The organism is Nitrospirillum guanabarense, assembly GCF_034653355.1.
GTDB lineage: Bacteria > Pseudomonadota > Alphaproteobacteria > Azospirillales > Azospirillaceae > Nitrospirillum.
On record NZ_JAYEER010000001.1, the window covers coordinates 1,311,732 to 1,334,844 of the forward strand.

At 65.7% G+C, this 23,113-nt stretch carries 17 protein-coding genes and 1 pseudogene; 8 read left to right on the forward strand and 10 right to left on the reverse strand.

Features of this window, described 5'->3' with window-relative positions; all coding sequences use genetic code 11:
• Positions 1 to 128: 128 nt before the first annotated feature.
• On the reverse strand, positions 129 to 833 hold the full coding sequence (locus UAA55_RS05470) for a site-specific integrase (RefSeq protein ID WP_322951641.1): 705 nt from the start codon (positions 831 to 833) through the stop codon (positions 129 to 131).
• Between the two features lie 287 nt (positions 834 to 1,120).
• Here UAA55_RS05470 and UAA55_RS05475 point away from each other — a divergent pair, with 287 nt between their 5' ends.
• The 5 genes and pseudogenes from UAA55_RS05475 to UAA55_RS05495 form a co-directional block, all read left to right on the forward strand.
• Complete coding sequence (locus UAA55_RS05475) at positions 1,121 to 1,603, forward strand: Hsp20 family protein (RefSeq protein WP_322951642.1); 483 nt, start codon at positions 1,121 to 1,123, stop codon at positions 1,601 to 1,603.
• Between the two features lie 96 nt (positions 1,604 to 1,699).
• Complete coding sequence (locus tag UAA55_RS05480; RefSeq protein ID WP_322951643.1) at positions 1,700 to 2,200, forward strand: Hsp20/alpha crystallin family protein; 501 nt, start codon at positions 1,700 to 1,702, stop codon at positions 2,198 to 2,200.
• 69 nt (positions 2,201 to 2,269) lie between these two features.
• Positions 2,270 to 2,971, forward strand: a complete 702-nt coding sequence (locus UAA55_RS05485; protein ID WP_322951645.1) for an ETC complex I subunit — start codon at positions 2,270 to 2,272, stop codon at positions 2,969 to 2,971.
• Positions 2,972 to 3,425: 454 nt separating this feature from the next.
• Positions 3,426 to 5,183 (forward strand): histidine kinase dimerization/phosphoacceptor domain -containing protein, encoded by a 1,758-nt coding sequence (locus UAA55_RS05490; protein ID WP_322951646.1) that lies wholly within the window; start codon positions 3,426 to 3,428, stop codon positions 5,181 to 5,183.
• A 27-nt stretch (positions 5,184 to 5,210) separates the two neighbouring features.
• Positions 5,211 to 5,417, forward strand: a pseudogene (locus tag UAA55_RS05495) (SDR family oxidoreductase); the annotation flags it as partial.
• Between the two features lie 188 nt (positions 5,418 to 5,605).
• Here the strand turns inward: UAA55_RS05495 and UAA55_RS05500 are convergent.
• Positions 5,606 to 6,241, reverse strand: coding sequence for a TetR/AcrR family transcriptional regulator (locus UAA55_RS05500; protein WP_322951647.1), 636 nt, complete (start codon positions 6,239 to 6,241; stop codon positions 5,606 to 5,608).
• 324 nt (positions 6,242 to 6,565) lie between these two features.
• On the opposite strand from UAA55_RS05500, the gene UAA55_RS05505 reads away from it, so the two are divergent.
• From UAA55_RS05505 to UAA55_RS05515, 3 genes are all read left to right on the forward strand, one after another.
• Positions 6,566 to 7,606 (forward strand): aldo/keto reductase, encoded by a 1,041-nt coding sequence (locus UAA55_RS05505; protein ID WP_322951648.1) that lies wholly within the window; start codon positions 6,566 to 6,568, stop codon positions 7,604 to 7,606.
• Between the two features lie 56 nt (positions 7,607 to 7,662).
• Positions 7,663 to 8,127, forward strand: coding sequence for a DOPA 4,5-dioxygenase family protein (locus UAA55_RS05510; RefSeq protein ID WP_322951649.1), 465 nt, complete (start codon positions 7,663 to 7,665; stop codon positions 8,125 to 8,127).
• A gap of 188 nt (positions 8,128 to 8,315) precedes the next feature.
• Positions 8,316 to 9,068, forward strand: coding sequence for an SDR family NAD(P)-dependent oxidoreductase (locus UAA55_RS05515; RefSeq protein WP_322951650.1), 753 nt, complete (start codon positions 8,316 to 8,318; stop codon positions 9,066 to 9,068).
• 836 nt (positions 9,069 to 9,904) lie between these two features.
• On the opposite strand, the gene UAA55_RS05520 is transcribed toward UAA55_RS05515, so the two are convergent.
• The 8 genes from UAA55_RS05520 to UAA55_RS05555 all read right to left on the reverse strand — a co-directional run bounded on the left by UAA55_RS05520 (position 9,905) and on the right by UAA55_RS05555 (position 22,972).
• Positions 9,905 to 10,864 (reverse strand): site-specific integrase, encoded by a 960-nt coding sequence (locus UAA55_RS05520; RefSeq protein ID WP_322951651.1) that lies wholly within the window; start codon positions 10,862 to 10,864, stop codon positions 9,905 to 9,907.
• A 408-nt stretch (positions 10,865 to 11,272) separates the two neighbouring features.
• On the reverse strand, positions 11,273 to 12,673 hold the full coding sequence (locus tag UAA55_RS05525) for an efflux transporter outer membrane subunit (protein WP_322951652.1): 1,401 nt from the start codon (positions 12,671 to 12,673) through the stop codon (positions 11,273 to 11,275).
• Complete coding sequence (locus UAA55_RS05530; RefSeq protein ID WP_322951653.1) at positions 12,670 to 13,008, reverse strand: STAS domain-containing protein; 339 nt, start codon at positions 13,006 to 13,008, stop codon at positions 12,670 to 12,672. The genes UAA55_RS05525 and UAA55_RS05530 overlap by 4 nt, the downstream gene beginning before the upstream one ends.
• A complete protein-coding gene (locus UAA55_RS05535) occupies positions 13,005 to 14,021 on the reverse strand; it encodes a hypothetical protein (protein ID WP_322951654.1) in 1,017 nt (338 codons plus the stop codon). The genes UAA55_RS05530 and UAA55_RS05535 overlap by 4 nt, the downstream gene beginning before the upstream one ends.
• Positions 14,015 to 16,690, reverse strand: coding sequence for a hypothetical protein (locus UAA55_RS05540; RefSeq protein WP_322951655.1), 2,676 nt, complete (start codon positions 16,688 to 16,690; stop codon positions 14,015 to 14,017). The genes UAA55_RS05535 and UAA55_RS05540 overlap by 7 nt, the downstream gene beginning before the upstream one ends.
• A gap of 17 nt (positions 16,691 to 16,707) precedes the next feature.
• A complete protein-coding gene (locus tag UAA55_RS05545; RefSeq protein ID WP_322951656.1) occupies positions 16,708 to 19,545 on the reverse strand; it encodes an ATP-binding cassette domain-containing protein in 2,838 nt (945 codons plus the stop codon).
• Positions 19,542 to 21,686, reverse strand: a complete 2,145-nt coding sequence (locus tag UAA55_RS05550; protein WP_322951657.1) for a cysteine peptidase family C39 domain-containing protein — start codon at positions 21,684 to 21,686, stop codon at positions 19,542 to 19,544. Before UAA55_RS05550 ends, UAA55_RS05545 begins: the two co-directional genes overlap by 4 nt.
• The gene (locus tag UAA55_RS05555) at positions 21,683 to 22,972 is read right to left on the reverse strand and encodes an NHLP bacteriocin system secretion protein (protein WP_322951658.1); all 1,290 of its coding nucleotides are present in this window, start codon (positions 22,970 to 22,972) and stop codon (positions 21,683 to 21,685) included. Before UAA55_RS05555 ends, UAA55_RS05550 begins: the two co-directional genes overlap by 4 nt.
• Positions 22,973 to 23,113: the final 141 nt, after the last annotated feature.

Here is a 23,113-nt window from a genome sequence, read left to right on the forward strand (position 1 = left end):
ACCATGCGTCGGGTCGTGGCCCATAAATCTGATGATGAACGGTGGTTCACAGCCCAGAACAGCCGTTCACGGCTGTCGAACGCAGGTTCACTGTCCCTTAGCGGCACGACAGCGCCATGCGCGCCTGCCTAAGCCAGCCGTTGCGCCAGTTCCTCGGCGTCCGCGTGATAATACCTGGCCAGCATCGATAACGTCTTGTGACCAGTGACGCGCATCAGCTCCAGTGGGTTGGTGTAGATCTTGGCCAGCCGGCTGGTGGCCTCGTGGCGCAGGTCGTGGAACGTCAGGTCCGCGATGCCGGCGCGGTCAACAACGCGGCCAAAGGTCACTTTCAGCAGCCTCTGGTCTTCTCCCACCACGGGTCCATTCTTGTTTCCGTAAGAGGGGAAGGAGCGGAGGGCGTCCACCGCCGCGGTGGACAGCGGCACCTTGCGGATTTCGCCGTTCTTGGAGCCGTCGCCCGACAGGCCGCGAATGGTCATGACGCGCTTCGCCAGGTCCACGTCGGCCCAATCCAGTGCGCAGATTTCCCCCTGTCGCGCGGCCGTTTCCAGCGCCAGCTGGGCCATGGGCACCAGCCAGGCTCCGTGCTTGCTGGCGGCCAGTCCCGCCATCAGGCGTTCCTCCTCGGCGGGGATGTGGTGGCTTAGCTCAGCCTCAGCGCCGGTATCCGGATCGCGTTGGTGCGTCACCTCGACCCTGGCGGGCTGCAGGCGCCGCTCGCGCTTACGATCGGCACCCTTGGGGCGAGCGGTCAGCTTCGCTTCGGCGGGTTGACGGACGCGCAGGTAGAGTCGCTGACGACGTTGGACGATGTATGGGATGGCAACCAAGATGGCGTCGCCCTTGGCTATCCCAGCATGGGATCAGGGTGATGGGGTGGAACAATCTGACGTGCGTCCTGGCTGCGGGTTGGCGGCCGGTACAAGAGCCAAAGCGAACTCACCCCATCCATCGTCCCTTGATCAGGCCTGAAGGCCAGGGGCCTCTTGAAGCGCTACATTGGCTGACCTAAATCGAAAACGCTGGTCGCCAGAAGGGGCCGGCCGGTTGAGCGGGTGCGAAACGCCTGGCGACTGGAGATAACTCGTATCCACGTTGCTCAATGGAGGATATGGCTATGAGAACCACTTTCGACTTTGCTCCACTGTTCCGATCGAGCGTCGGCTTCGACCGGATGCTGGACGCGCTCGAATACACGAGCCGCCTTGCGCCGATCGACAACTGGCCATCCTACGACATCGTCAAGCTCGGTGAGGACGACTACCGCGTCAACATGGCGGTGGCCGGATTCACGGAGAACGACCTGACCATCACGCAGGAGCAGGACATGCTGATGGTTGCGGGGCGGAAGTCCGATGAAGGCGGGGAGAATGGCGAGTACCTGCACCGAGGTATTGCCGCCCGCGCCTTCCAGCGCCGTTTCGAGCTTGCCGATCACGTAAAGGTCGTGGGCGCGAGCCTGGTGAACGGGGTGCTGACCATCGACCTGAAGCGCGAGCTTCCCGAAGAGATGAAGCCGCGCCGCATCGCCATCGCCTCGGGCGAAGCGCTGCCGAAGGTCGAGACCCAGCGGATCGAGGCGAAGAAGCTGGCCGCCTAAAGGCAATCCCGTGAGCGATTTCCGCAAGGCGCCGGCCGGCATGCCGGTGCCGGTGGGATGGCTTTGCAACCTGTCAAGAACAGAAAGGAGGTAACCATGAGTGTCCGTGATCTGATCCCATGGGGCCGCTCCAGCAATCAGGTCCCCGCGGCCTTCAGAGACGACGATCGCAACCACTTCCTCTCGCTGCATCGCGAGGTGAACCGGCTATTCGACGACGTCTTCCGTGGCTTTGACCGACGTCTGCCGACGTTCGGCTCGCTGTCGACCTTCAACGGGGCTTGGCCGAGCGTCGAGATCTCTGAGACCGACAAGGAGATCAAGGTGACGGCCGAGATTCCCGGCCTGGAGGAAAAGGACATCGAAGTGCTGCTCAACGACGGCGTGCTAACGCTGAAGGGCGAGAAGCGCTCCGAAACGGAGGACAAGCAGTTCTCTGAGCGCTTCTACGGCCACTTCGAGCGCCGCGTCCCGCTTGGGGTCGAGGTCGAGGAAGACAAGATCGACGCGCGTTTCAAGAACGGCGTACTGAACATCGTGCTTCCCAAGAGCGCGAAGGCGCAGTCGCAAGTGAAGCGCATCGCGATCAAGAGCTGATGAGTCGGGCCGGCGGCCGCGTCAGGTGCCGCCGGCCCGCGTCCTTCGCCAATCGGGGAGGGGTGAACGATGATGCAGGAACCTATCAGGCAGGCAGAGAAAAGAGGAACGACTTACGTAACCGCGTCATGGCCCTCCAACGACAGCCAATGCGCGCCGTTTACAATGGGGCGCTCGTGGTTTCCGGACGATGCGGTCGCCCGGATCTACAAGCCATCCCGGTCGGTCATGACGTCCGGTGGGGCCCGGACGCGGGGCTGGCGGCTGACGTTCGAGCGGCGCACAGCGCCCGGCATCGAGCCGTTGATGGGTTGGACGGGCGGCGACGATACACTGACCCAGGTCGAGCTCAACTTCCCGACGCGGGAGGCGGCCATTCGGTACGCCGAGCGGCAGGGTCTCCGCTACACGGTTCAATCCGCCGGCGGCGCGGCGGATCGCAAGCGATGTGCGACGCCTTCAGCGCGTGCCTTCTCCGACGCGACGCTGAAGAAGCTTGGCCTGAAAGGCCTTCAGGACAGCTATGGGCACGCGATCGATGGCGCCGCAAACGGCAACAACCCTTCGGGCTCCGAAGCCTGGGGGTCTCCACTGGATGTGGTCCACGATCGCACGCTGTCGCTTGACGCCAAGCGCTTAATCCTAATCAATTGGGCCTGGAGCAAATACCTGATCGATCATGCGACCGAGGAGGTCGAGCAGGCGCTTCTCGCGCTTGAGCGTGAGGTCGCGGAAGACCGAGACGTATCGACTGCACGGAAAACAGCATGAGGCGGGCCCATGGCCCGTTCGTCGTCCTCGATTGCGCAAAGATCCTGAGGAGCAGGTTCGCGCTGACGCACGCGGTCCCTCGCGCAGCCGCGTGCGTCAGCGGCGCGCCCGACCGACATCCGGTGTAAGGCCGGATGTTTGTCCGAGGTGAGGTGGCTCGTCACCGCAGTCACGTGTTAATTGGCGTGAAGTTTGGATGCCGATCGGCGCGGTATCTGTTTGATTCTACTGAAGTCGGCGGGGTCATTTGATCTCGCCGATTTACACGCTGGCCCATTTGAGCAATCTGGTGGGCGGGAAGGCAGCCATCTGCAGGGGGACGCAAACTTCGCCTTCGGGAGAGCAAAGTGCCCCTGAGGACTACGGGGTTATGCCTCCATGGCTTAAGCCAGAATATTTGATGCGGCTTGGGATAATAGTGACATCATGCCGCTCCTTAAGGGGCAGACCACCCATGTCACTTACGAGTTGTCTTCTTATCCTAGCCGCCGTGGCGGCATTGCCGGCTATTACGGCCGAAATATACAATGAGACCGCATTGCGCCACGCCCGGACGGACGAGGCGCGTTTGGGTGTCTCGCGACAGGCCGATTTGGTGGCGACCGATCTTGCCGCGATATTCGACGGTGGCCGTCAAGTCCTGGCTATGTTGACAAGCCTCCCTCAGGTCCAGGACCATGACATTGTCGACTGCGGTGCAATGGCGCGGCAGGCGATGAGGGTGCACGCAGGCTATGACAATATCGTCGTGGCGGACCTCACAGGCCAAGTCTGGTGCTCGGGCCTTGAAGGTTCCGCTGGCCGCCTCCTAAACGTCGCGGACCGTTCCTATTTCAATCAGGCCATCAAGACGGGCCGGTTTTCCGTCGGCGAATTGGTTACCGGCCGGGTTACGGGAAAGCCGTCTGTCCAACTTGCCTTACCTTATGCTGGCCGTGATGGAAACTTGGTGGGGGTGATGCTCATCTCCCTGAATGCGGACTGGCTCGCCAGGCATTTTTCCGCGACCGGAGAATGGACGACCGATCACACTTTGACGCTGGCGGACCGGACGGGCACCGTGGTGGTGCGTCTGCCCGGCAATGAGAAATTCCGCGGAACCTCTGCGAAATCCAGCATCGAGGAGATCCAATGGTCCAATCAGCGGGGCGTGCTGGAGACGACCAAGACGATGGACGGCGTTCCCCGGCTGGTGGGATATGTCCCCTCCACTCTGGGGCCGGAAGGCTTCTACATCGGTGTCGCCGAGGGCCGGGACGCCATCTACGCCGCCTTGAACCGCGCGACGTTGCGATCGTCGCTCATCAATGGTTTGGGTTTTGCGGCGGCCATGCTGGTGGCATGGCTTATGGGGACCCATCTTGTGCGGCGTCCCATCGACACGCTGGCTGCGGCCGCCAAGGCTTGGCGCGCGGGAAATCTTTCCACTCGCGCTAGAGTGGTGGGCCGAGGCGAGTTCGCCGGGCTGGCCACGGTGTTCAATGAAATGGCCGAACACCTGGAGCAGGCGATCGCCCGCAAGGACATGCTTCACAGCGAGCTGTCGCATCGCATGATGAACAACCTGCAAATTCTGGGAACCTTGATCGATCGGCCGGCGCGGACCTTGACCGACACGGATGCCCGACAGACCCTGACCGAAGCGGCCGGGCGGGTCAGGTCCATGGCCATGGCCTATCAGCGTCTCCATCGGTCGCCGGATGGGACCACCGTGAACGTGGCGGACTTTCTTCATGCCCAATGCCGTGATCTGGCGGACGCCATGATGGTGACGCCGGAGCGGATGGAACTGGACGTCGCCCCTATCCTGCTGCCGGTCGGCCAAGCCATGCCGCTGGCCCTCGCCGCCAACGAAATGCTGACCAATGCCCTGAAGCATGGGCAAGCGAACGGTGGCATCAAGGTCACGCTGAAGGCGGAAGGGTGTCGCTGTACCCTGACCGTGGCAAACGCGGGCAGTCTGCCGACCGGGACGATGGGCAAAGGGGCGGGAGGATTCGGACTGCGATTGCTGCAGGCGATTGCCGGCCAGTTGGCGGGCGAATTGCGGTCCGAAGGCGCCGGTGAGAGTGTGGCTTTTGTCCTGTCTTTTCCCGTTGAAGGTGATGTTGCTTTTACAGCTTATACGGGGCGTGCGGAGACGATACCTGGCCCGGGTGTGATTGAGGACGAGACCAGTCTTGGAGGCTCGCCCACGCCGGCGTCTACGTGACCAGCTCAGCGGGACGTACGCCCCGGCCCGATCAGCACGCCGTTCGCCGGCAAGCTCGGGCTGAGCCAGCAGGAGTTGAAGGAATTCGCGAAGGGGGGCGAACGTCAGGTGCCGCTCCAGCGCTTCGGCGAGGCCGATGAGATCGCCCGTGCGGCGCTTTTCCTGGCGAGCGCAGACAGCGCCTACGTCACGGGCACCGAACTTGTGGTCGATGGAGGCCTGTCGCAGTTCTGATCGAGCACCAGCCTGCCCAGCTGGATTTCTTCCGGCTAGGCAGGCTGGGCATGGTTCAGGTGAGATGGTCGCGGCGCAGCACCGAGTTGAGCGCCAATAGGCGGCGCATCGCCGGACTCGGCCAGGGATGTCAATAAATCATACAGTTGCTATGCCGGTCAGCGTCCACCCCGCGCGCCGACTACACACTAACTCTGTTCACGGTTCGGCGGCCCAAACAGTCTATCCAGTCCGGCTTTTTCTACCTTGTGAGCCGCACCCAGCGTTTCTCGTACGGCTCGCAGCACCTCGTCCGCTTGCGCGGGATCCGTCTTTGCGATCGCTCGTGACACGGCGATCGCGCCTATTTCAGCGGCGACGGCTGCAATGGCAAGGCGCCGCCGCTGAGCCGCGGGGATTGAGCCTTCAAGAGAGTCTTCAAGAAGCGCGAACTGCTCGTTGAATGCGCGTGTGAAGCTGGCGCTAACCGAGCAACCCTGTCGCCCGACTTCACTGGCGGAGGCCGCCATCGGGCAGCCCGTTCCCAATCGGTCGCGCATATATGTCGAGAGCAATCCGTCGAGATATTCCTCGAACGGCGGGCGTCGGTCACCGGCCCAAACCCTAGTCTCGGCCATGTTGCCCGCGAAGCCATGTGAGAAGGCTTCGGCCACCAACTCCTCTTTCGAAGAGAAGTGCGCATAGAGCGCCCCCTGGGTCAGGCCCGCCTCCTTCGCGATTTCCGCCACGCCAACGCCGTCTATGCCGCGCTCACGAATTAGCCGGCTCGCCGCTTCAAGGAGTGCGACCCGGTTCTCGGCCGCCTTCTCCTTCGACACACGCATCTCCAGTCTCCTGATCCAAGCAGCTTCAATTTGATTGCGTTCGGTATTAAAATCAATTGAATTTTAAACGCCGGGCCTTTGTCTCCCTTGCCATCCCACTCGAAGCGAAGCGGGGATGCGCAACACACCACGGCTAAGCTCCGGAGAAAGGCTGAGGAGCTGCGGCGTGGTGAGTTCCGGGCTTGATCTCCTCGCGGCCCGGCGGTTTTGCGCGGTACGCGGCACTGAGATTTTTTAGTTGCGTGCTCTATCAAAGTCAATTAGACAGCGGGCAGCGTTTTCATAGCGAACGCTATTAATATGGCAACAGCGGAGATATAGGCAATGCGTTACAAACTTTTCGGCCAGCACACCGGTCTGAGGGTCTCCGAGTTGGTGCTCGGTACCGGCATGTTCGGTACGGGCTGGGGCTACGGCCAAGAGCGCGACGAATCGCGCCGTATCATCGATGCCTATGCCGATGCCGGCGGTAACTTCATCGACACGGCCGGCGTCTACCAGGGCGGTCAATCGGAAGAGATCATCGGCGATGCGCTGACCGGCCGCCGCGACGACTTTGTGGTCGCTACCAAGTACACGATGCCGGCCGGCGCAAAGGGCGGCATCCTCGTCACTGGCAACAGCCGCAAGGCGATGGTCGTCTCCGTCGAGGACAGCCTGAAGCGCCTCAAGACCGACTACATCGATATCCTGTTCATCCACATGTCCGATGGCGTCACACCGGCCGAAGAGATCGTGCGCGGCTTCGACGATCTCGTTCGCCAGGGCAAAGTCTTATACGCCGGCCTGTCGAACTTTCCGGCTTGGCGCGCGTCGCGCGCTGTGACGATCGCTGAACTGCGGGGTGCGGCTCCGATCACCGCCCTCCAGTTCGAGCACAGCCTGGTCGCCCGCACGAGCGAGCCGGAACTGCTCGCTGCCGGCCAGTCGCTCGGCCTCGGCATGGTCACCTGGTCACCGCTCGGCGGCGGCTTGCTCACCGGCAAGTATCGCCAGGGCGAGACCGGTCGCAAGGAGGCCATGGGCGGCAACATCTTCCAGCAGGAGAACTCGCCGCAGCGCACGGCGATCCTCGACACGCTGATTGAAATCGCCAAGGAGCTGGGTGCCGCCCCGGGCGAGGTCGCCATAGCTTGGGTAGCCTCGAAGGGCACGCTGCCGATCATCGGCCCGCGCACCATTGAGCAGCTCAACTCCAACCTGGCCGCCGCGAAGGTCGCCTTGTCGGCCGAGCAGATCGCTCGCCTCGATCAGGTGAGCGCGCTGCCGGTCGCTTTCCCCTACAACGTCCTGGAAGGTGCCCGCCCGGGCTACACCGGCGGCAAGATCAATGAGTTCGACGCACCCAAGGTCTCGGTAGCCTGACCTCACGAAGCTGGCGCGGTCTTCGGACGCGCCAGCGCTTCCACCAGATTGGAGGGATGTTCGAGACCATAACGGTCTCGGCGTCCTCCGTACCCAGCGGGAGCTTCGCCTCAATGGCGATTGTATCAATCGACACTGTCCAGAGTTATCACGCTCACATCTACTTCGATGGGCCCGAGCAGGCCAACATCGCCAAAACCCTACGCGAGCGGATTGCCGAGCGCTTTTCCGTCGTCATGGGTCGCTGGTGGGACGAGCCGATCGGGCCGCACGCGAGGCCGATGTATCAGGTCGCCTTCGCGCCGGACGACTTCGCCCGTGTCGTGCCTTGGCTGATGCTGAATCGGCATGGCTTGGCCATCCTTATCCATCCCAACACTCGCCATCCCAGGCGCGACCACCTCTCCGATGCACTGTGGCTCGGTGAGATACTCGCTATTAAGGCCGACCCGTTCTTGGTCGAACACGAAGCTCCCGAGCCACCGCTCGTTCCAAACACCAGTCCGACGGTGGTCCCGTGAAAGCGGTTCCCTATCGCAGCGCGCTCATCACCGGGGCGGGTCTACGGCAAGCCCCAAGGAGATAGCCGCGATGATCTCTTTCGTGGCCGGGCCGGAGGACGGCTTCATCAATGGCGCCATCCTGAATGTCGACGGCGACTTCACGATCTGAAGTGCGGCGCCCCCCTTCCCAGAAGCAAGGTGTTCATATGACTGATCTGCTGAAAGACAAAATCGCCGTCGTCACTGGTGGCAGCAGCGGCATCGGCTTAGCAACGGCAAAGCGCTTGGCGGCCGAAGGTGCAACGGTGTTCATCACCGGCCGTCGTCAAGCCGAACTGGACAAAGCCGTCGCCGGGATCGATGGCGCCGCGACAGCAGTGCAAGCTGACGTTTCTCGTTTGTCGGATCTCGATCGGCTTTTCGAGACCGTTCGCTCTAAGGAAGGCCGGCTGGACATATTGTTTGCCAACGCCGGGATCCTGGAAAAGGCGCCGCTCGGCGCCATCACCGAGGAGGCAGTTGACCGGCTGCTCACTGTGAACGTGAAAGGCACGATCTTCACCGTTCAGAAGGCTCTGCCCCTGCTTAGCGATGGTGCGTCCGTGATCTTAACGTCGTCCGTGGTCGCCCAAAAAGGGCTTCCCGCTGGCAGCGTGTACGCCGCGACCAAAGCCGCAATCCGCTCGTTGGCGCGAACCTGGGTTGCCGATCTGAAGCCCCGCGCCATCCGCGTGAACGTTGTCAGTCCAGGCCCTATCGAAACGTCAGGTCTCAAGGGCGGTGCTCCGGCCGGGGTGTCCGGCGACTCCTATCTGGCGGCGCTGGCCAACTACGTGCCGCTCGGCCGCGTTGGCAAAGCAGAGGAGATCGCTCAGGTCGTCGCCTTCCTCGCTTCGGACGCGGCCAGCTTCATCACCGGCGCTGACATCCAGGCAGATGGTGGCTTTGCGCAGATCTAGACGCTCCACTCAGCGTGGACGCATGGTGCGTGCCGTCCACAGGTGGTTTGACAGCCCAGCCCTGATCAGTCTGCTTCAACGTACCTGGCCTCGTAACGACGCCTCCTGCCGAGATGGAGATCCGCGCAGTTCGATCCTCATAATTGGCCTGGCCTCGAGAGCCGTTGACTGTAAATCGGCGCGATCAAATGAACCCATCGACATCTATAAAATCAGAGGGATACCGCGCCGATCGGCCGCCAATCTGCATGCTGATTACATTCCAATCGCCTCGACGCGAGGCGGGTCATGGCACCGCAGTTCAGCGACGCGCTCAAACTGTCGGAAAATAGGGTTGGGCCAGCCACAGAAGCCGTGGGCGCCTTGGACTGGCCGGCCTTGCCCCCGACGCTCGAAGTAGCGTGACGCGTTATCCTGGAGCTTTGTTTGCGCCATTTCGCGAAGGTACAGGGCGTCTATGCGCCGAATTGCGCAGGATTATGCGCCGCTTTGCGCAACCTTTGGGCCGCTCAACATGCGCGCTGATTTACAGCAAAAGACCTAGGCCAGGAATTGAACCGGGATTCGCGGATTTGCGGTTCGTTCTAAGTCGACCGCGCCCATGAGCGGACCTGTGCCAGCGGCGGGTCGCCGCCGCCAGTGCCGGCTGGGAAGCAAAGGTTCTTTCACGACTTGCTAGGTTCGATCCGGCGGATGCGTCCCTACACCCTGTGCCGGTGGCGCGACCTATAATCTGGTGATGAACGACGGTTCATAGCGCATGAACAACCGTTCATGGCCGCCGAACGCCGGTTCACTGCCTTCCTCGCTGTGCAGCGGCGCCATGCGCGCCTGCCTCAAGCAAGCCGTTGCGCCAGTTCCTCGGCGTCCGCGTGATAATACCTGGCCAGCATCGATAACGTCTTGTGACCAGTGACGCGCATCAGCTCCAGTGGGTTGGTGTAGATCTTGGCCAGCCGGCTGGTGGCCTCGTGGCGCAGGTCGTGGAACGTCAGGTCCGCGATGCCGGCGCGGTCAACAACGCGGCCAAAGGTCACTTTCAGCAGCCTCTGGTCTTCTCCCACCACGGGCCCATTCTTGTTTCCGTAAGAGGGGAAGGAGCGGAGGGCGTCCACCGCCGCGGTGGACAGCGGCACCTTGCGGATTTCACCGTTCTTGGAGCCGTCGCCCGACAGGCCGCGGATGGTCATGACGCGTTTCGCTAGATCCATGTCGCTCCAGTCCAGTGCACAGATCTCCCCCTGTCGCGCGGCCGTTTCCAGCGCCAACTTGGCCATGGGCACCAGCCAGGCGCCGTGCTTGCTGGCGGCCAGTCCCGCCATCAGGCGTTCCTCCTCGGCGGGGATGTGGTGGCTTAGCTCAGCCTCGGCGCCGGTATCCGGATCACGTTGGTGCGTCACCTCGACCCTGGCGGGCTGCAGGCGCCGTTCCCGCTTGCGGTCGGATCCCTTGGGGCGGGCGGTCAGCTTCGCTTCGGCGGGATTGGATGGGAGGTGCATGCCCCATTCCCGCCGGCCATGGGCGATGGCCGTGGCGATCAGGTTGATCCGCCGCACCACGGTGGCCGGCGCGTAGTCGCAGGCCAGCATACGATCGCGGTAGCTGGCGATATCCTGAGGGGAGAGGGCGCTGAGCCGTCGCAGACAGATTTCGTCATCCTCGACGACGATGAGGTGGCCGGCCTCCTGCACGGCACCCCGCTTGGCCGGCGTGACCTCTTCGCGGTAGCGGCGGAGGAGGGCCCCCAGGGTGGTGCTGTCGGCCTGGCTGTGGTCGAGGAAGACGCGGCGATCCATGTCGGTTCTCGACGGATTTGGCCCAGCGCTCGGCGTCCTTTTTCTTCTCGAAGGTCTTGGAGACGGGCTTGTGGCCGATGCGGCGGACCTTGGCCTGGTAGCCGATGACCTGGCCTTCGCGATTCTCTCTGGGGATGATGGTGGCCATGGCGGGCGGGCTCCTCGCCGTGTTCCGCGAGGTGGACTGCCCCGTAACCGTCCCGCAAAATCCAGCCCAAACGCTGGAGATGTGGCGTCCCCTGTAGGGGGGGCGCCGACCGAGACCCAAGGGATTGATCGCTTTGGCTATTTGGGCGCCAGATTTGTGGATCGGCGTGTGTCACCATGACGTACCACGCCAGCGTGGTTCGCAAGATGATAAATATTGGCAGCCAATGTGCGAGGGCGCGTGGTGCAGGCTAAATTGGGTCAATCCTCGGCCGCCGGAGTGTCCCAGCCTCCGCCCATGGCGCGGTAGAGGCCCAGGACGGCTTGCAGATGGGCCAAGCGGGCCTGGACCAGCCCGTCCCGTGCGCTATAGCTGGTGCGCTGGGTGTTCAGCACCGTCACAATATCGATCGTGCCGTTCAGCAGCAGGCGTTGCGAGATTTCGTTGGCCTTGACGGCCTTGTCGGCATAGGCCTGCAGCGCCTGTTTCTCCTCCGCGCTTTTTTGCAGGGCGACCAAGGCGTTTTCCACGTCCAGGAAGGCGGCCAGCACCGTCTTGCGATAACCGGCCAGCATCTCGGCGCGCTTGTCCCGGGCATAGTCGACCTGGGCTTCCAGCCGGTCGCCATCGAAGACGGCCTGCACGACCGAAGCGCCCAGGGATTCGACCAGACTGGTGTGATGGACCAGGGAGCGTAGCGCCAAGCTCTGGAATCCGGCCGAGCCCGTCAGGGTGATGTCGGGAAACAGCTGCGCCCTGGCCACAGTGATATCGGCATGGGCCGCAACCAGCTGCTGTTCGGCGGATCCCACGTCCGGCCGGCGGGCCAGCAGATCGGAGGGCAATCCCGGCATGATGACGGGCAGCGCGATGTCCGCCAGGGATCCGGTGGGCAGTGGCACATCCTCCCCCAGGCGTCCCACCAGCAGGGCCAGGGTATCACGATCCTGTTCCCGTTGCCGCTCCAGGGGGGGAATGGCGGCACGTTGGCTTTCCACTTGGCTTTCCTGCTGGGTTTCATCCAAGGCGGTGGCCATGCCGCCTTGCCGTTGGCGTCGGATGGCCGTGAGGATGCGCTCCGCCCCCGCCAAGGCGTCGCGGGCAACGGCCAGGCGGTCCTGGGTGCCAATGAGGTCGAACAACGTGCCCGCGACATTGGCTTGGATGTTGAGCTGCACACTGCGCAGGTCGAAGCGGCTCTGAAACGCGGCCGCCGCCGCCGCTTCCTGGGCGGCGCGGTTCTTGCCCCACAGGTCCAGGTCATAGCTGATGCTGAGGCCGAGGTTGAAGCTGTTGGCCACGGGCGCCTGGGACACGGCGGTGCCGGCCGACGCGCCGAAGGGGGAGCGGGCGCGGCTGGCGCCGGCGGTACCGTTGACCGAGGGCAAGAGGCTGGCGCCGGTGGCGCGCACCGTGTCATCGGCTTGGCGCACGCGGGCGGTGGCGGCGGCGACGTCCAGGTTGGCACCCTCGGCCGCCGCCATGAGAGCATCCAGCGATGACGTGTTGAAGCGTGTCCACCAGCCGGTCGAGGGCCAGCCCGGCCCCGCATCCAGCCTGGTTCTCCAGGCTGTCGGTTGTGGCGTGTCCGGCCGAACGTAGTCGTCACCGATGGAACAGGCGGTCAGCAGCAAGAAGGCGCCGGGGATGATGGCCTTCATCGACCCAGGCTCCGCACCGCCGCCCACGCGTCCGGCTGGGGATGGAACTGCGCCGTCAGGCCGCCCAGCGCCACCATTTCCGCGCATAGGTCGCGCAGGCCGCAGACCCGGAAGGCGATGCGGCGGAACCGGGTGAAACGCTCGACCAGCACAAGACAGCGCAGGCCGGCGCCGCTGACGTGGCTCACGCTGGCGAGGTCGAGGACCAGGGCGGCTCGCCCGTCATTCGCCAGCGCCAGCAGCCGATCCGCGCAGGCGGTGACGGTGGCGCTGTCCAAGCGTCCTTCCAGCGCGACCACGGGCACATGGTCGATGACGGTTTCGGTGATCTTCATGCCGCACCCCGCACGCGCCAATGGTTCCAAAGCAGGCCGGCGAACAGATACGCCTTCACGGTCAATGCTTCCCCTGGTTCGCTGACGAGTTTCACATGGCTGGCGCGGCGCACGATGACGGCCTTTTCCCAGCAGGCCGGCCAGCGGCCGGGGTCTGGAAGGCGGCGTGACAGGGGGGCCAGCGGATTCCAGAGGCCGGCCGGCGCGCCGGGCCAGCCCCGGATCAGCGCCGCCTGGTCGGCGCGGCACAGGCCGCATGCCACCAGGCCATCCAGCAAGGGCTTCCAGGCCCCGGGGCGGATCGGCATCACCTCCAGGCCGGTGCGCGGGCCGATGTCGGCGCCCGCGATGTCGAGGTGCAGCACCGTCTCGCATCCGTCGGGCGCCAGACCCTGCAGGACGCGAAGCGAATCCGGCCCGCGCCCCCTCAGGCCGGCCCGGTCAAGGGCGGCGGCGGGATCACCCATGCCGATGGAGAAGCACAGCCGGACGGCGCGGCTTTTCCGGCCAATGGGGAAGCCAATATGGCGCAACGGGCCCGCCGCGCGCAGGGCCAGGAACCTCCGCTCCGCCGCCGCGTCCCAATCATATCCGGCCAGATCATGCAGCCGGGCCACGACCGCCAGCGCCTTGCCGGTTCCCAGCCGGTTGAACGCCGGGGTCAGGCGGCAGAAGGCGAGGCTGGGGGTCCAGGGTCGATCGGCCTCTGGGGCATCGTATTCCAGCCAAACCGTGTCGATCGCCGGGGCCAGCCGGCCGGCCAGGTCATCGCCAGCGCCTTCCCAGGCCCGGCAGATGGCCGCCGCCAGCGGTGGCGCCCCCCGCAGCAGCCGGTGGGAACCATCCTCGCGCTCGATCCGCACCGAGATGTCGACACCCCGCGCCCAGCCGCCGTCCAAGCCCAGCTCGAACCCGAACCCGGACGAGATGGGGAGGAACCGGGCGGCCTGCCCCACAGCCAGGCCGTCGGCCAGGCGGACCATCAGATGGGCGGGGATGGCCATCATTACCATCTGGTGGGGTTCATCTTGACCTCGATCCAACTGCCGACCTGCCGGAAGAAGTTCTCGGCACTTTTAAGCGCCTTGTATGCATAATGGACGCCGCTGCTGGCCAGTGATCGGATGGTATTTTCGGCATAATCCCAGCCAATGGTTGCGGCGGTCCGCAAGCCGTCAACGGCCGATTTCGCGATACTGGACAGGCTTTGCGCTTCCCGACCGATCTTCGAAAGAGCGTCCATCGCAGCTTCGCTGCCCCACTGGGCGGCAATCTTCAGGCCATCGACCGCATAGCTGGCGTATTGGCCGCCGCCCAACGCCACAGTGGTCAGGGCGTGCGCCGCCCGCTCATATCCGGCGGTGCTCCATCTGGCGACTTCTCCCAGGGTATGAATAGCGGTTTGGGCGTGGACGGCGCCCGAGTTGGCCACGTCGGCGATGGCGCCAACGGCGGCTTCCGCGATCGCTCCGCCTTTCCGGCTCATTGTCAACAGCTCGTCAAAGGCTTTGAACGCCGCCTGGCCGCCCAGCAGGGTGATACTGCCAAGCTCGGCCGCGGCCTGCGCCGCCAGGGCACCGCCTGAATTGGCCGCCGTGATCAGGCCATCCACCAGGTGGCCGCGAACCGCCTCGGTGGCGGTCTTGGCCAGATCGGCCGCGGCGTTGAAGGCCGCGGTGCTGCCGTGGGCGACACCGGCGGCGATGATCTGGGCCGCCCCCTCCACCGTGTTGGCGTAGCGTTTGGCCTCGTTCACCAGGCCGTCGACCACCATCTGCGGCGCGTTGGTCAGGATCCGTTCCACGGCCTGTGTCACCGCGTCGGGCAGGATGCCCAGCTTGGCCAGCTCCACCAGCGGCAGGGCTGCCGCCGTCAATCCACCGATGGCCAGGTTGCCCAGCGTGGCGACCGCCTCGCGCGAGCCGGCGCGGGCCAGATGGTCGATGGCGCTCAAGGCGCCGCTGACGCCGCTCCTGGCCAAATTCTCCAGGGTGTCGATGGCCATCTGGCCACCCTTGACCAGGTGTTCGGCGGCGTCGATGGCGCCGGCCACCCCTTGCCGGGCCAGGCCCTCGATGGCGGTGCTGGCCCCGCTGACACCCTGCCTGGCCAGGTTCTCGATGGCCCCCACCGCTTCCTTGGCGCCGGTCGATGCCAGGTTCTCCAGCACGCCGAGGGCGATCTTGCCCTCCTTCACCATGTGCTCGACGCCGGTGACGGCGCCGTCGATGCCCCGCTTGGCCAAACTTTCCAGCGCCTCCGCCGCGCCGCTGGCGCCGGCCCGCACCAGGTTCTCGATGGTGCCCATGGCGACCTTGCCGTTGGCTGCCAGGTCGGACACCACGTCCATGGCGCCCTTGATGCCGTGCCTTGCCAGGTCCTCGGCCACGTCGGCGGCGCCGTGGACGCCGCTTTTGGCGAAGTCGCCGATGACGCTCACGGCCTCGAGCGTGCCGTTCTTCGCCAGGTCGCCGAAGTCCTTCATCGCCTGGGCGGTGACGGCGGCGGCCTCGGTGGCGACGGCGGTGGCGCCCAGCTTGTCCATGGTGGTGGACAGCGTCTTGCCCAGGTATTCGACCACCACCTTGGGCGTGTCGTAGTAATAGTCCTTGAGCATGTTCTTGTAGTCATGGAACAGGTCGCTGACCAAGGACAGGGCCGCCGCCTTCATGGCGCCGGTGTCGCCGGAATACATCGCCTTGCCCAGGTCGGCGATGTTCTTGCCGGCCTCGAACAGCATGGTCGCGGTGTTGCCGGCCAAGCCGATGTAACCGGATTTGTAACCGGCCAGGAAGGTGTCCTGCAGGCCGGATATGGTGGCCCGGATCGCGCCGGCCACCTGCTTCACCTCGCCTGGCGCGTCGTTGCCGAACACCTTGGCCATGGCGCCATTCTCGACGAAGTAGCACAGGACGTTGATGGGCGTCGCCAGCTTGGGCATGGACGAGGATAGGGCCGCCTGCGCCCACAGGTTCTTCCAGGATTCGACGTTGCCCGGGTCATTGATGACCCCCATCACCGCCTTGCCTTGGCGGGTCCGGGAGGCGAAGTCCAGGCCGTACTCCAGGGCGCTGCCGCCCTTGTCCAGGACGGCCTGCAGCGCCTGGCCGCTCAGCTTCGAACCGGCGCTGGCCAGCATGTCCGTCGTCTTGGTCAACGCGCCGGCCAGGTCGCCGGTGAGGCTGACGGCGGCGCCGATGCCCTTGGCGATGTCGTCGGAATGCGAAAGGATGGTCGCCTTGGCCGCCGGATAGGCGTCGAAGGCGCTGCCGGCCCCCTTGGACATCTGGTCGTAGGCGCTGGTCCAGGCCATGGCCTTGGCCGTGTCGGCGTCGAAGCCGGCCATCTGGAAGCTGGTGGCCGCCCGCCCGACCGCGGTGTTCAGGGCGGCGGTTCCGTCGCTGCCGCCCAGGGCGACGATGCTGCGGAAATTCCCGGCCAGGACGTTTTCTATGGACGTCAGGTCGGCCCTGGGATCATCGGTGGCGACCGAACTGCCCCCGGTCAATGGCCTCGCGGCATCCAACGGGGCCGGGTCAAGGGCACCCAGGTCCAACGAGAGCTTCGACCGATCGAGGCTGATCCCCGGTCCGCCGAGGCCGAGGCCACCGACCACATGGTCGAGCTGGCCTTCGCTCATCGGCTTGGTCTCGGTGGCTTCGGACTGCGGTTCGCTTGCCATGATGCTCCCCCTCGTGGTCAGTGCAGTTGCTGTCGCGCGGCCATGGCGGCGAAAAGGCCGCCGGCCTGGGCCAATTCGGTGTAGGTCCCGGCCTCCGCCACCTTTCCCCCGTCCAGGACGATGATGCGGTCGGCGCCCGTGATGGTGCTGAGCCGGTGGGCGATGACGATCCGGGTGCAGGACAGGGCGGCCAAGTTGCGCGTGACCTCCGCCTGCGTGAGGTTGTCCAGCGCGCTGGTCGCCTCATCCAGGATCAGGATGGCCGGCTTGCGCACGATGGCCCGGGCGATGGCCAGGCGTTGCAGCTGCCCGCCCGAAAAGCCGTGCGCTCCCTCCGGCACGGCGGTGTGCATGCCCATGGGCATGGCCTCGATGTCCGGGCCTAGGCCGGCCTGGACGGCCGCCGCCCACGTCTCGTCCAGGCTGGCGGCGCCGTCGGCGCGGATGACATCGTGGATGCTGCCGGGCGGCAGCTGGGTCCGCTGCAGCACGGTGCCGATCTGATGGCGGACGGCGCCCGCATCCAGGCCGGCCAGGTCGCGCTGGTCATAGAGGACGGCGCCGGCGGCCGGCCGTTCCAGCCCAAGCAACAGCTTCACGAGGGTGGACTTGCCACAGCCGGTGGGGCCCACGATGGCCACGAATTCACCGGGCCGCACCGAAAGGTCAAGGTTGCGCAGCACGGGCTCGCCATCGGGGCCATAGCGGTGGGTGATGCCGGACAGTTCCACCGCGCCCGACAGCCGGCCGGGGTTGGCCTTCCTGGCCTCGCGTTCTGGCGCCGCGTCCAGGATGGGCTGGCCATAGGGGATGGAAGCGAACTGGAAGGCGACGTTCATCACCTGCCGGCCCATGTTGGCCATGGCCGACATGCAGGTCTGGAAGGCGATGATGAAGGCGAAGAAGGTGCCCACCGGCATCGACTCCGCCGGCATCAGGGCCGCCGCCGTCAGCACCGCGGCCAGGGCCAGGAACTCATAGCCGGCGGCGAAACCGTTGAACAGGTTGGTCACGCGCCGCAGATTGACCAGCTTCATGCGCGACCGGGTGAAACGGTCGCCCCATTTGACGAAGGCGCGTTCCTCCGCTCCGGCCAGGCGCAGCTTGCGTACGCCGTTGGTCAGGGCGTGGACGAAGGTCGAGACCGAACCTTCGGACTGCTCGCCCTTCTTGAAGGACAGTTTCTGGCCCCAGGCGCCCAGCCCGATGGCGGCGCCGAACAGGGCGATCAGGCCGGCGGCGGCACCGGCCGGTCCCGGGGCCAGCCAGAACAGCGTGCCGAGGTTCACCGCCAGCATCAGCAGGACCGCCAGCGACTGGTGGGCCAGGGTGTGCGTGGCATGGACGATGTTTTCCAGGGTGACCACCCGCATCGTCAGGTCCGGGGCCTGGAAACGCGACAGGAAGGTCATGTTCTGGCGCAGCACGCGGTCCCACAGCGCCGCCTTCAGTCGGGCCGACGCCCGGGCGCGGATGCGGGCGAAGGCGATGAAGCTGGCATAGGTGAAGATCGAGCGGCAGGCCGCCACCAGGGCCAGCGCCAGGCCCACCTGCAGCAGCAGGCCCGCGAAATGCTGGGGGACCAGGGTCTCGAAGATCAGTTTCGAGCCGATGGCCGGCAGGCCGCTGACGCAGGATCCCAGCGCCGTCGCCAGCAGGATGGTCAGCAAATCCCCGCGCGCGCCCTGCAGCCCGAATAGGTACAGGGTGGTCATGGTGATCCGCGTGTCGGGTAGGGGCTGGTATAGGGCGTACGCGTCGGGCGAAAGGGTGGCGGCCAGGTCCGGCGTCACCTTGCGCCGCCGGCCGGTTGCCGGTTCCAGCAGCACCTGGCCCTTACCCCCCCGGTCCAGCACGGCACGAGGGGCGCCCGTGTCCCGATGGTAGGCCACGAAATCGCCCACCCCCTTGCGCCACCAGCCGTCCGTCAGGAACAGCCTGCGGGCGCGCAGCCCGGAAGCGTCCAGGATCCGATCCAGCGACGCGCCCTGGTCGGCCTCGTCGTCGCTGATGGAAGAGGGGGACTGGGCCCGGATGCCGACGCGGGTCGATACGGCGTGAACGGCCGTAAGCAGATCCTGATGCGTGTCCCCCGATCCCCGCTCCGGGGCGATGGCGCCGATCATGCGGCCGAGGTCGCCCATCACGCGGCTAATGTCGCTGGTCAGCCGGTCGGCTTGCAGATCCCAGCGCGTGGCTTCATCCACCCGTGCCAGATCCAGGGCCAGGGCCAACGCGCGCAAGGCCGCGCCGTGGAAGGCCGCGATGGCGCCCGGCATCTCGCCCTCGGCGATCAGCCGGGCCGTCGCGACGGGGCGCAGGTGCATGTCGCTGAAGGACCGCAGCCAGGCGGCCCCGGCCAGGGGCACCAGCGTGAGGCCGGGGCCGCCCACCGGTTCGCTGTCCAACAGCACGCCTTCGCCGCTGAGCGACCGCAGCCAGACCAGTTTCCGGTCCGCGTTCAGGATACGGCCTGGCGGCAGGTCGGCCCGTGGTCCGTCGCCGGCGACCAGGTCGCGGCCGGGCCGGTGCGCGATAGGCCGAGCGCATGCCTCCAGCCAACCCTCGACCCAGCGATCCAGCACGCCGTCCGCCTGGGGATCGGCCCAGAGGCGCGCCGGTGCCAAATCCGTCAGCCGGCTGCCGGGCATGGGCGCGGCGGTTATGACCAGGGCGGGATCCCCGGGCATGGGCAGGAGTATGCCGGGCGCCGTCACGGTGAACAGCAGTCGTCGCGGCGCCGCCGATGCCGCCGGCCGCCGCCGCGTGGCGAAGACGTGGACCGCCCCTTCCTCCACCGCCCACGGGCTGGCGCATCGGCCGAGATCGATGGAATTGCCGACCGGCGCGTTCATGCCTGGCCCACCAGGCTCTGATAGTGTGGGCTGCGGGCCAGCAGTTCCGCGTGGGTGCCGATATCGGCGATGCGGCCTTCCTCCATCACCACGATGCGGTCGGCGTCGCGCACGGCGCTCAGGCGATGGGCGATGATCAGCCCGGTGCAGCCCAGCGCGCGCAGGTTCAGCATCACCTGATCCTCCGTCACCGCGTCCAGCGCGGCCGTCGCCTCGTCCAGCACCAGGATCGAGGGGCGCGTGGCGACGGCCCGGGCCAGGTCGATCAGCGCCTTTTCACCGCCGCTGAGATTGGCGCCGTCCTCGCTCAGCCTGGCGTGGTAGCCGCCGGGGCGGCCCACGATGCGGTCATGGACGCCGATCAGCCTGGCGGCGTCGATGATGGTCTCATCTGTCAGGGTGGGGTCCCACAGCGCGATGTTGTCGCGCACCGTGCCTTCGAAGATGACGATGGCCTGGTCCACCACCGCCACCGAGTTGCGCAGCACCGTGCGGGGCAGGGTGGGCAACGGACGATCATCCAGCAGCACCTCGCCGGACCAGGGGAACTCCATGCCCGCGACCAGCCTGGCCAAGGTTGACTTGCCGCTGCCGCTGCGCCCCACCACCGCCACCCATTCGCCGGGCGCGATCGCCAGGTCGACATCGTGGATCAACGGCGGTTCCAGCCGGCTGTAGCCGAAGGAGACCCCGCGTAACCGCACCGCGCCTGACAGGGGGGCGGCCTCGACCCCCCGCGTTTGGCGGGCGTCGGCGAATTCGGGGCTGACCGGCTGCCGCATGGTGTCATCGATCTGGGTGATATAGGCCTGGGCGGTCTGCAGTTGCTGCCCCTGGCCCACCAGTTGGGACACCGGGCCCATGAAGGCGCCGAGCAAGGCCTGAAATGCCACCAGCACGCCCACGCTGACGTCACCCGCCATGACCTTCAGCCCGCCCAGCGTCAACAGCGCCGCCATGGCGAGGCCGTTCATGCCCACGGGGATGGACTGCAGCAGATAGCGGGGGGGCGCGAAGGCGGCGTTCAGGCTCTCCTGCCGCGCCTTCAGGCCGGTGATACGGGTGAACAGCAGGTTTTCGCCGCCGTTGGCCTTATAATCCGCGATCATGCGCAGGCCCCCGGCGGCCGCGGCCGTGATCTTGGTCTGTTGGATCATGACCGCCTGGTTGCGCTCGGCCAGTGTCCGCGCCAGTGCGCCCAGGACGGCGAAGTCCAGGGCCGCGAACGACAGGGCCAGCAGGCCTAGTCCGGCGTCGTAATAGGTCATCAGTCCCGCGAACAGCAGCAGCGACGGCAGGGCCAGGATGCTGGCGCCCAGACCGCTGGCCAGCAGCATGGCCAGGCCTTCGGTCTGAGTGCCACGCACCGCCAGCTCGCTGGGGCTGCGTTGGTTGAAGAAGGCGATGGGAAGCGAGACGAGACGGCGGATAACGGCGCTGGTCGACGTCACCGAGATCCTGGTTTCCAGGCGCAGCAGATAGGTCTGCTGCAGCCAAGTCAGTCCGCCTTGCAGCAGCGCCGTGGCGACCAGGGCGCCCAGCAGCGGGACCAGCCAGTCCTCATAACGCTTGACCAGGTAGTAATCGACGAACAGCTTGCTGAAATTGGGGGCCAGCAGGGCGGGCAGGGCCATCGCCAGGCTGACCAGGGCGATGAACAGGATGGCTTGCCGGGATTGCCGGAAGCGCCGCCGCACGCCCGCCATCAATGACGGCCGGACGCCGCCGGGACGGAAATCGGGGCCAGGCTTGAAGGTCAGGACGACGCCGGAAAAGCTCTCCTCGAATTCGCGCCGGCCCAGGGCGCGCCGTCCGATGGCCGGGTCGTTGACGTGGACCTTGGCCCCGCTGAATCCCTCCACCACCAGGAAATGGCTTTGCTTCCAGAAGGCGATGAACGGGGTGGCCGTGCCGCGCGCCCGCCGGGCGTCGACGTTGTAGCCGTCAGCCTTCAGGCCGTGATGCCGGGCCGCTTTGAGGATGTTGCTGGCCCGGCTGCCGTCACGGGAAACGCCGCAGTCCAGGCGCAACTGTTCCAGCGCCACCCAACGGCCGTGATGGCCCAGGATGGCGCCCAGGCAGGCGGCGCCGCATTCCGCGCGCTCCATCTGCTGGAAAACGGGGGTGCGTGCGATTTTCATTGGGCGAACAGCCGGGCGAAGGGCGGGATCACCAGGCCCAGCAGGCGCTTTTTCCGGGTGATGAAATGCACCTCGCAGGGGGTGCCCCCGTCGATTTCCTCGTCCGGTCCCTTGGAAGAGGTCCAGGCATAGCCCGACGGTGTATTCGCGGCGGTCAGGGCGACGACGACCTGGAAGGGCGCGCCGTGCTGTGTCAGCTGGCGCACCAACTGGTCGTTGCGCAGGGTGCGCTGCATGCCGATCGAGCTGGCCGGCGCGTTGGAGATGGACAGCACCTTGCCGACGATGAAGCCGTATTCGTTGCTGGAAATGCCCGACGGCGCGATGTCGACCTCGGTGTCCTCGTCAATCTCCTTGCCGTTGTCCTGGGGGGCGAAGGCGACGGCGATGAGGGGGCCCTGCTCATGGGGGCGGGACGGATCGTGTCCTTCCAGGGCCACCAGGGGTGATCCCGCCTCGACGAATTCGCCGGGTCCGTACCGCACCTCGATCACCGTGCCGGTGAAGGGGCTCAGCACCTTGCGGCTTTGTTGCAGCAAGGCGCGGGTATGTTCGATCTCCTCCCGGGCCCGGGCGATCTCCTCCCGGACCCCCAACAGTTCCTTGTCCCCCTGGACGCCGACAATGTTGAGTTCGTTGCGGGCGTTGACGATTTCCGCCTGGGCCGCCGCCAGTTGTTCCGCCGTGCTCACCAATTCGCCTTGGCTGCGCAGCACCACGTCTTTGGAAACGAACCCTTCCTTCTGCAGGTCCACCAGGTTGCCTTCATGCTGCCGCATCACCTGCTGACGTTCGGTCAACAGGCGAACACGTTCCTCCGCCGCCTTGATGCGGGCGGCAGCGCTGGAATTCTGCGCCGCGTCGGACCGCTGGCGAAATGCCAGCAGCGATTGTTCCCGCAGCTGCGACTCCCGCAGTTGGGATTCCCGGATGGCCAACTGGGTTTCCATTTCAGGTTGGCTGATCTCCGCGACCACGTCGCCCTTGTCGATGCGGTCGCCCGGATGGACGTCCATTTCGATGATGCGGCCCCGGTTGGCGATGGTGATTTCCGCGACGCCGTGGACACTCTGGATCATGCCGCGCGTCTTGATCTTGATCGGCACGTCGACCAAGGCCGCCCAGGTGAAGGCGATCAGGACGATGGCGCCGACGGCGCCCAATTGAAGCCAGCCGGCCGACGATGTGACGCTCATCGCCTCGTCGATGGGATCTGAACTGGTTGACCGCGACGAACGTGTTTCCGACATGCGACTAGCCCCGTCGCTCCTTCCAGCATCGACCATGGCGGTTGGGACATCGTCCCGCCAAATGTGATTTGAGGCGGCGATTTTGTACCGTCGCCGTACGGCCGCACCCTTATGCCTGCCGCCCCCCGTGTGTTAAGCGCCAAGCCCGGGGAAGGGTATTTGCCAGGCCGAATCTTG

What these genes read in the sequence shown, in the direction of transcription:
- UAA55_RS05535 (WP_322951654.1), bottom strand. Translation starts at nt 14,021, where the DNA reads ATGGTAATGATGGCCATCCCCGCCCATCTGATGGTCCGCCTGGCCGAC.
- UAA55_RS05505 (WP_322951648.1), top strand. Translation starts at nt 6,566, where the DNA reads ATGCGTTACAAACTTTTCGGCCAGCACACCGGTCTGAGGGTCTCCGAG.
- UAA55_RS05510 (WP_322951649.1), top strand. Translation starts at nt 7,663, where the DNA reads ATGTTCGAGACCATAACGGTCTCGGCGTCCTCCGTACCCAGCGGGAGC.
- UAA55_RS05500 (WP_322951647.1), bottom strand. Translation starts at nt 6,241, where the DNA reads ATGCGTGTGTCGAAGGAGAAGGCGGCCGAGAACCGGGTCGCACTCCTT.
- UAA55_RS05525 (WP_322951652.1), bottom strand. Translation starts at nt 12,673, where the DNA reads ATGAAGGCCATCATCCCCGGCGCCTTCTTGCTGCTGACCGCCTGTTCC.
- UAA55_RS05550 (WP_322951657.1), bottom strand. Translation starts at nt 21,686, where the DNA reads ATGAAAATCGCACGCACCCCCGTTTTCCAGCAGATGGAGCGCGCGGAA.
- UAA55_RS05515 (WP_322951650.1), top strand. Translation starts at nt 8,316, where the DNA reads ATGACTGATCTGCTGAAAGACAAAATCGCCGTCGTCACTGGTGGCAGC.
- UAA55_RS05480 (WP_322951643.1), top strand. Translation starts at nt 1,700, where the DNA reads ATGAGTGTCCGTGATCTGATCCCATGGGGCCGCTCCAGCAATCAGGTC.
- UAA55_RS05475 (WP_322951642.1), top strand. Translation starts at nt 1,121, where the DNA reads ATGAGAACCACTTTCGACTTTGCTCCACTGTTCCGATCGAGCGTCGGC.
- UAA55_RS05490 (WP_322951646.1), top strand. Translation starts at nt 3,426, where the DNA reads ATGTCACTTACGAGTTGTCTTCTTATCCTAGCCGCCGTGGCGGCATTG.
- UAA55_RS05530 (WP_322951653.1), bottom strand. Translation starts at nt 13,008, where the DNA reads ATGAAGATCACCGAAACCGTCATCGACCATGTGCCCGTGGTCGCGCTG.
- UAA55_RS05545 (WP_322951656.1), bottom strand. Translation starts at nt 19,545, where the DNA reads ATGAACGCGCCGGTCGGCAATTCCATCGATCTCGGCCGATGCGCCAGC.
- UAA55_RS05485 (WP_322951645.1), top strand. Translation starts at nt 2,270, where the DNA reads ATGATGCAGGAACCTATCAGGCAGGCAGAGAAAAGAGGAACGACTTAC.
- UAA55_RS05540 (WP_322951655.1), bottom strand. Translation starts at nt 16,690, where the DNA reads ATGGCAAGCGAACCGCAGTCCGAAGCCACCGAGACCAAGCCGATGAGC.
- UAA55_RS05520 (WP_322951651.1), bottom strand. Translation starts at nt 10,864, where the DNA reads ATGGATCGCCGCGTCTTCCTCGACCACAGCCAGGCCGACAGCACCACC.
- UAA55_RS05555 (WP_322951658.1), bottom strand. Translation starts at nt 22,972, where the DNA reads ATGGTCGATGCTGGAAGGAGCGACGGGGCTAGTCGCATGTCGGAAACA.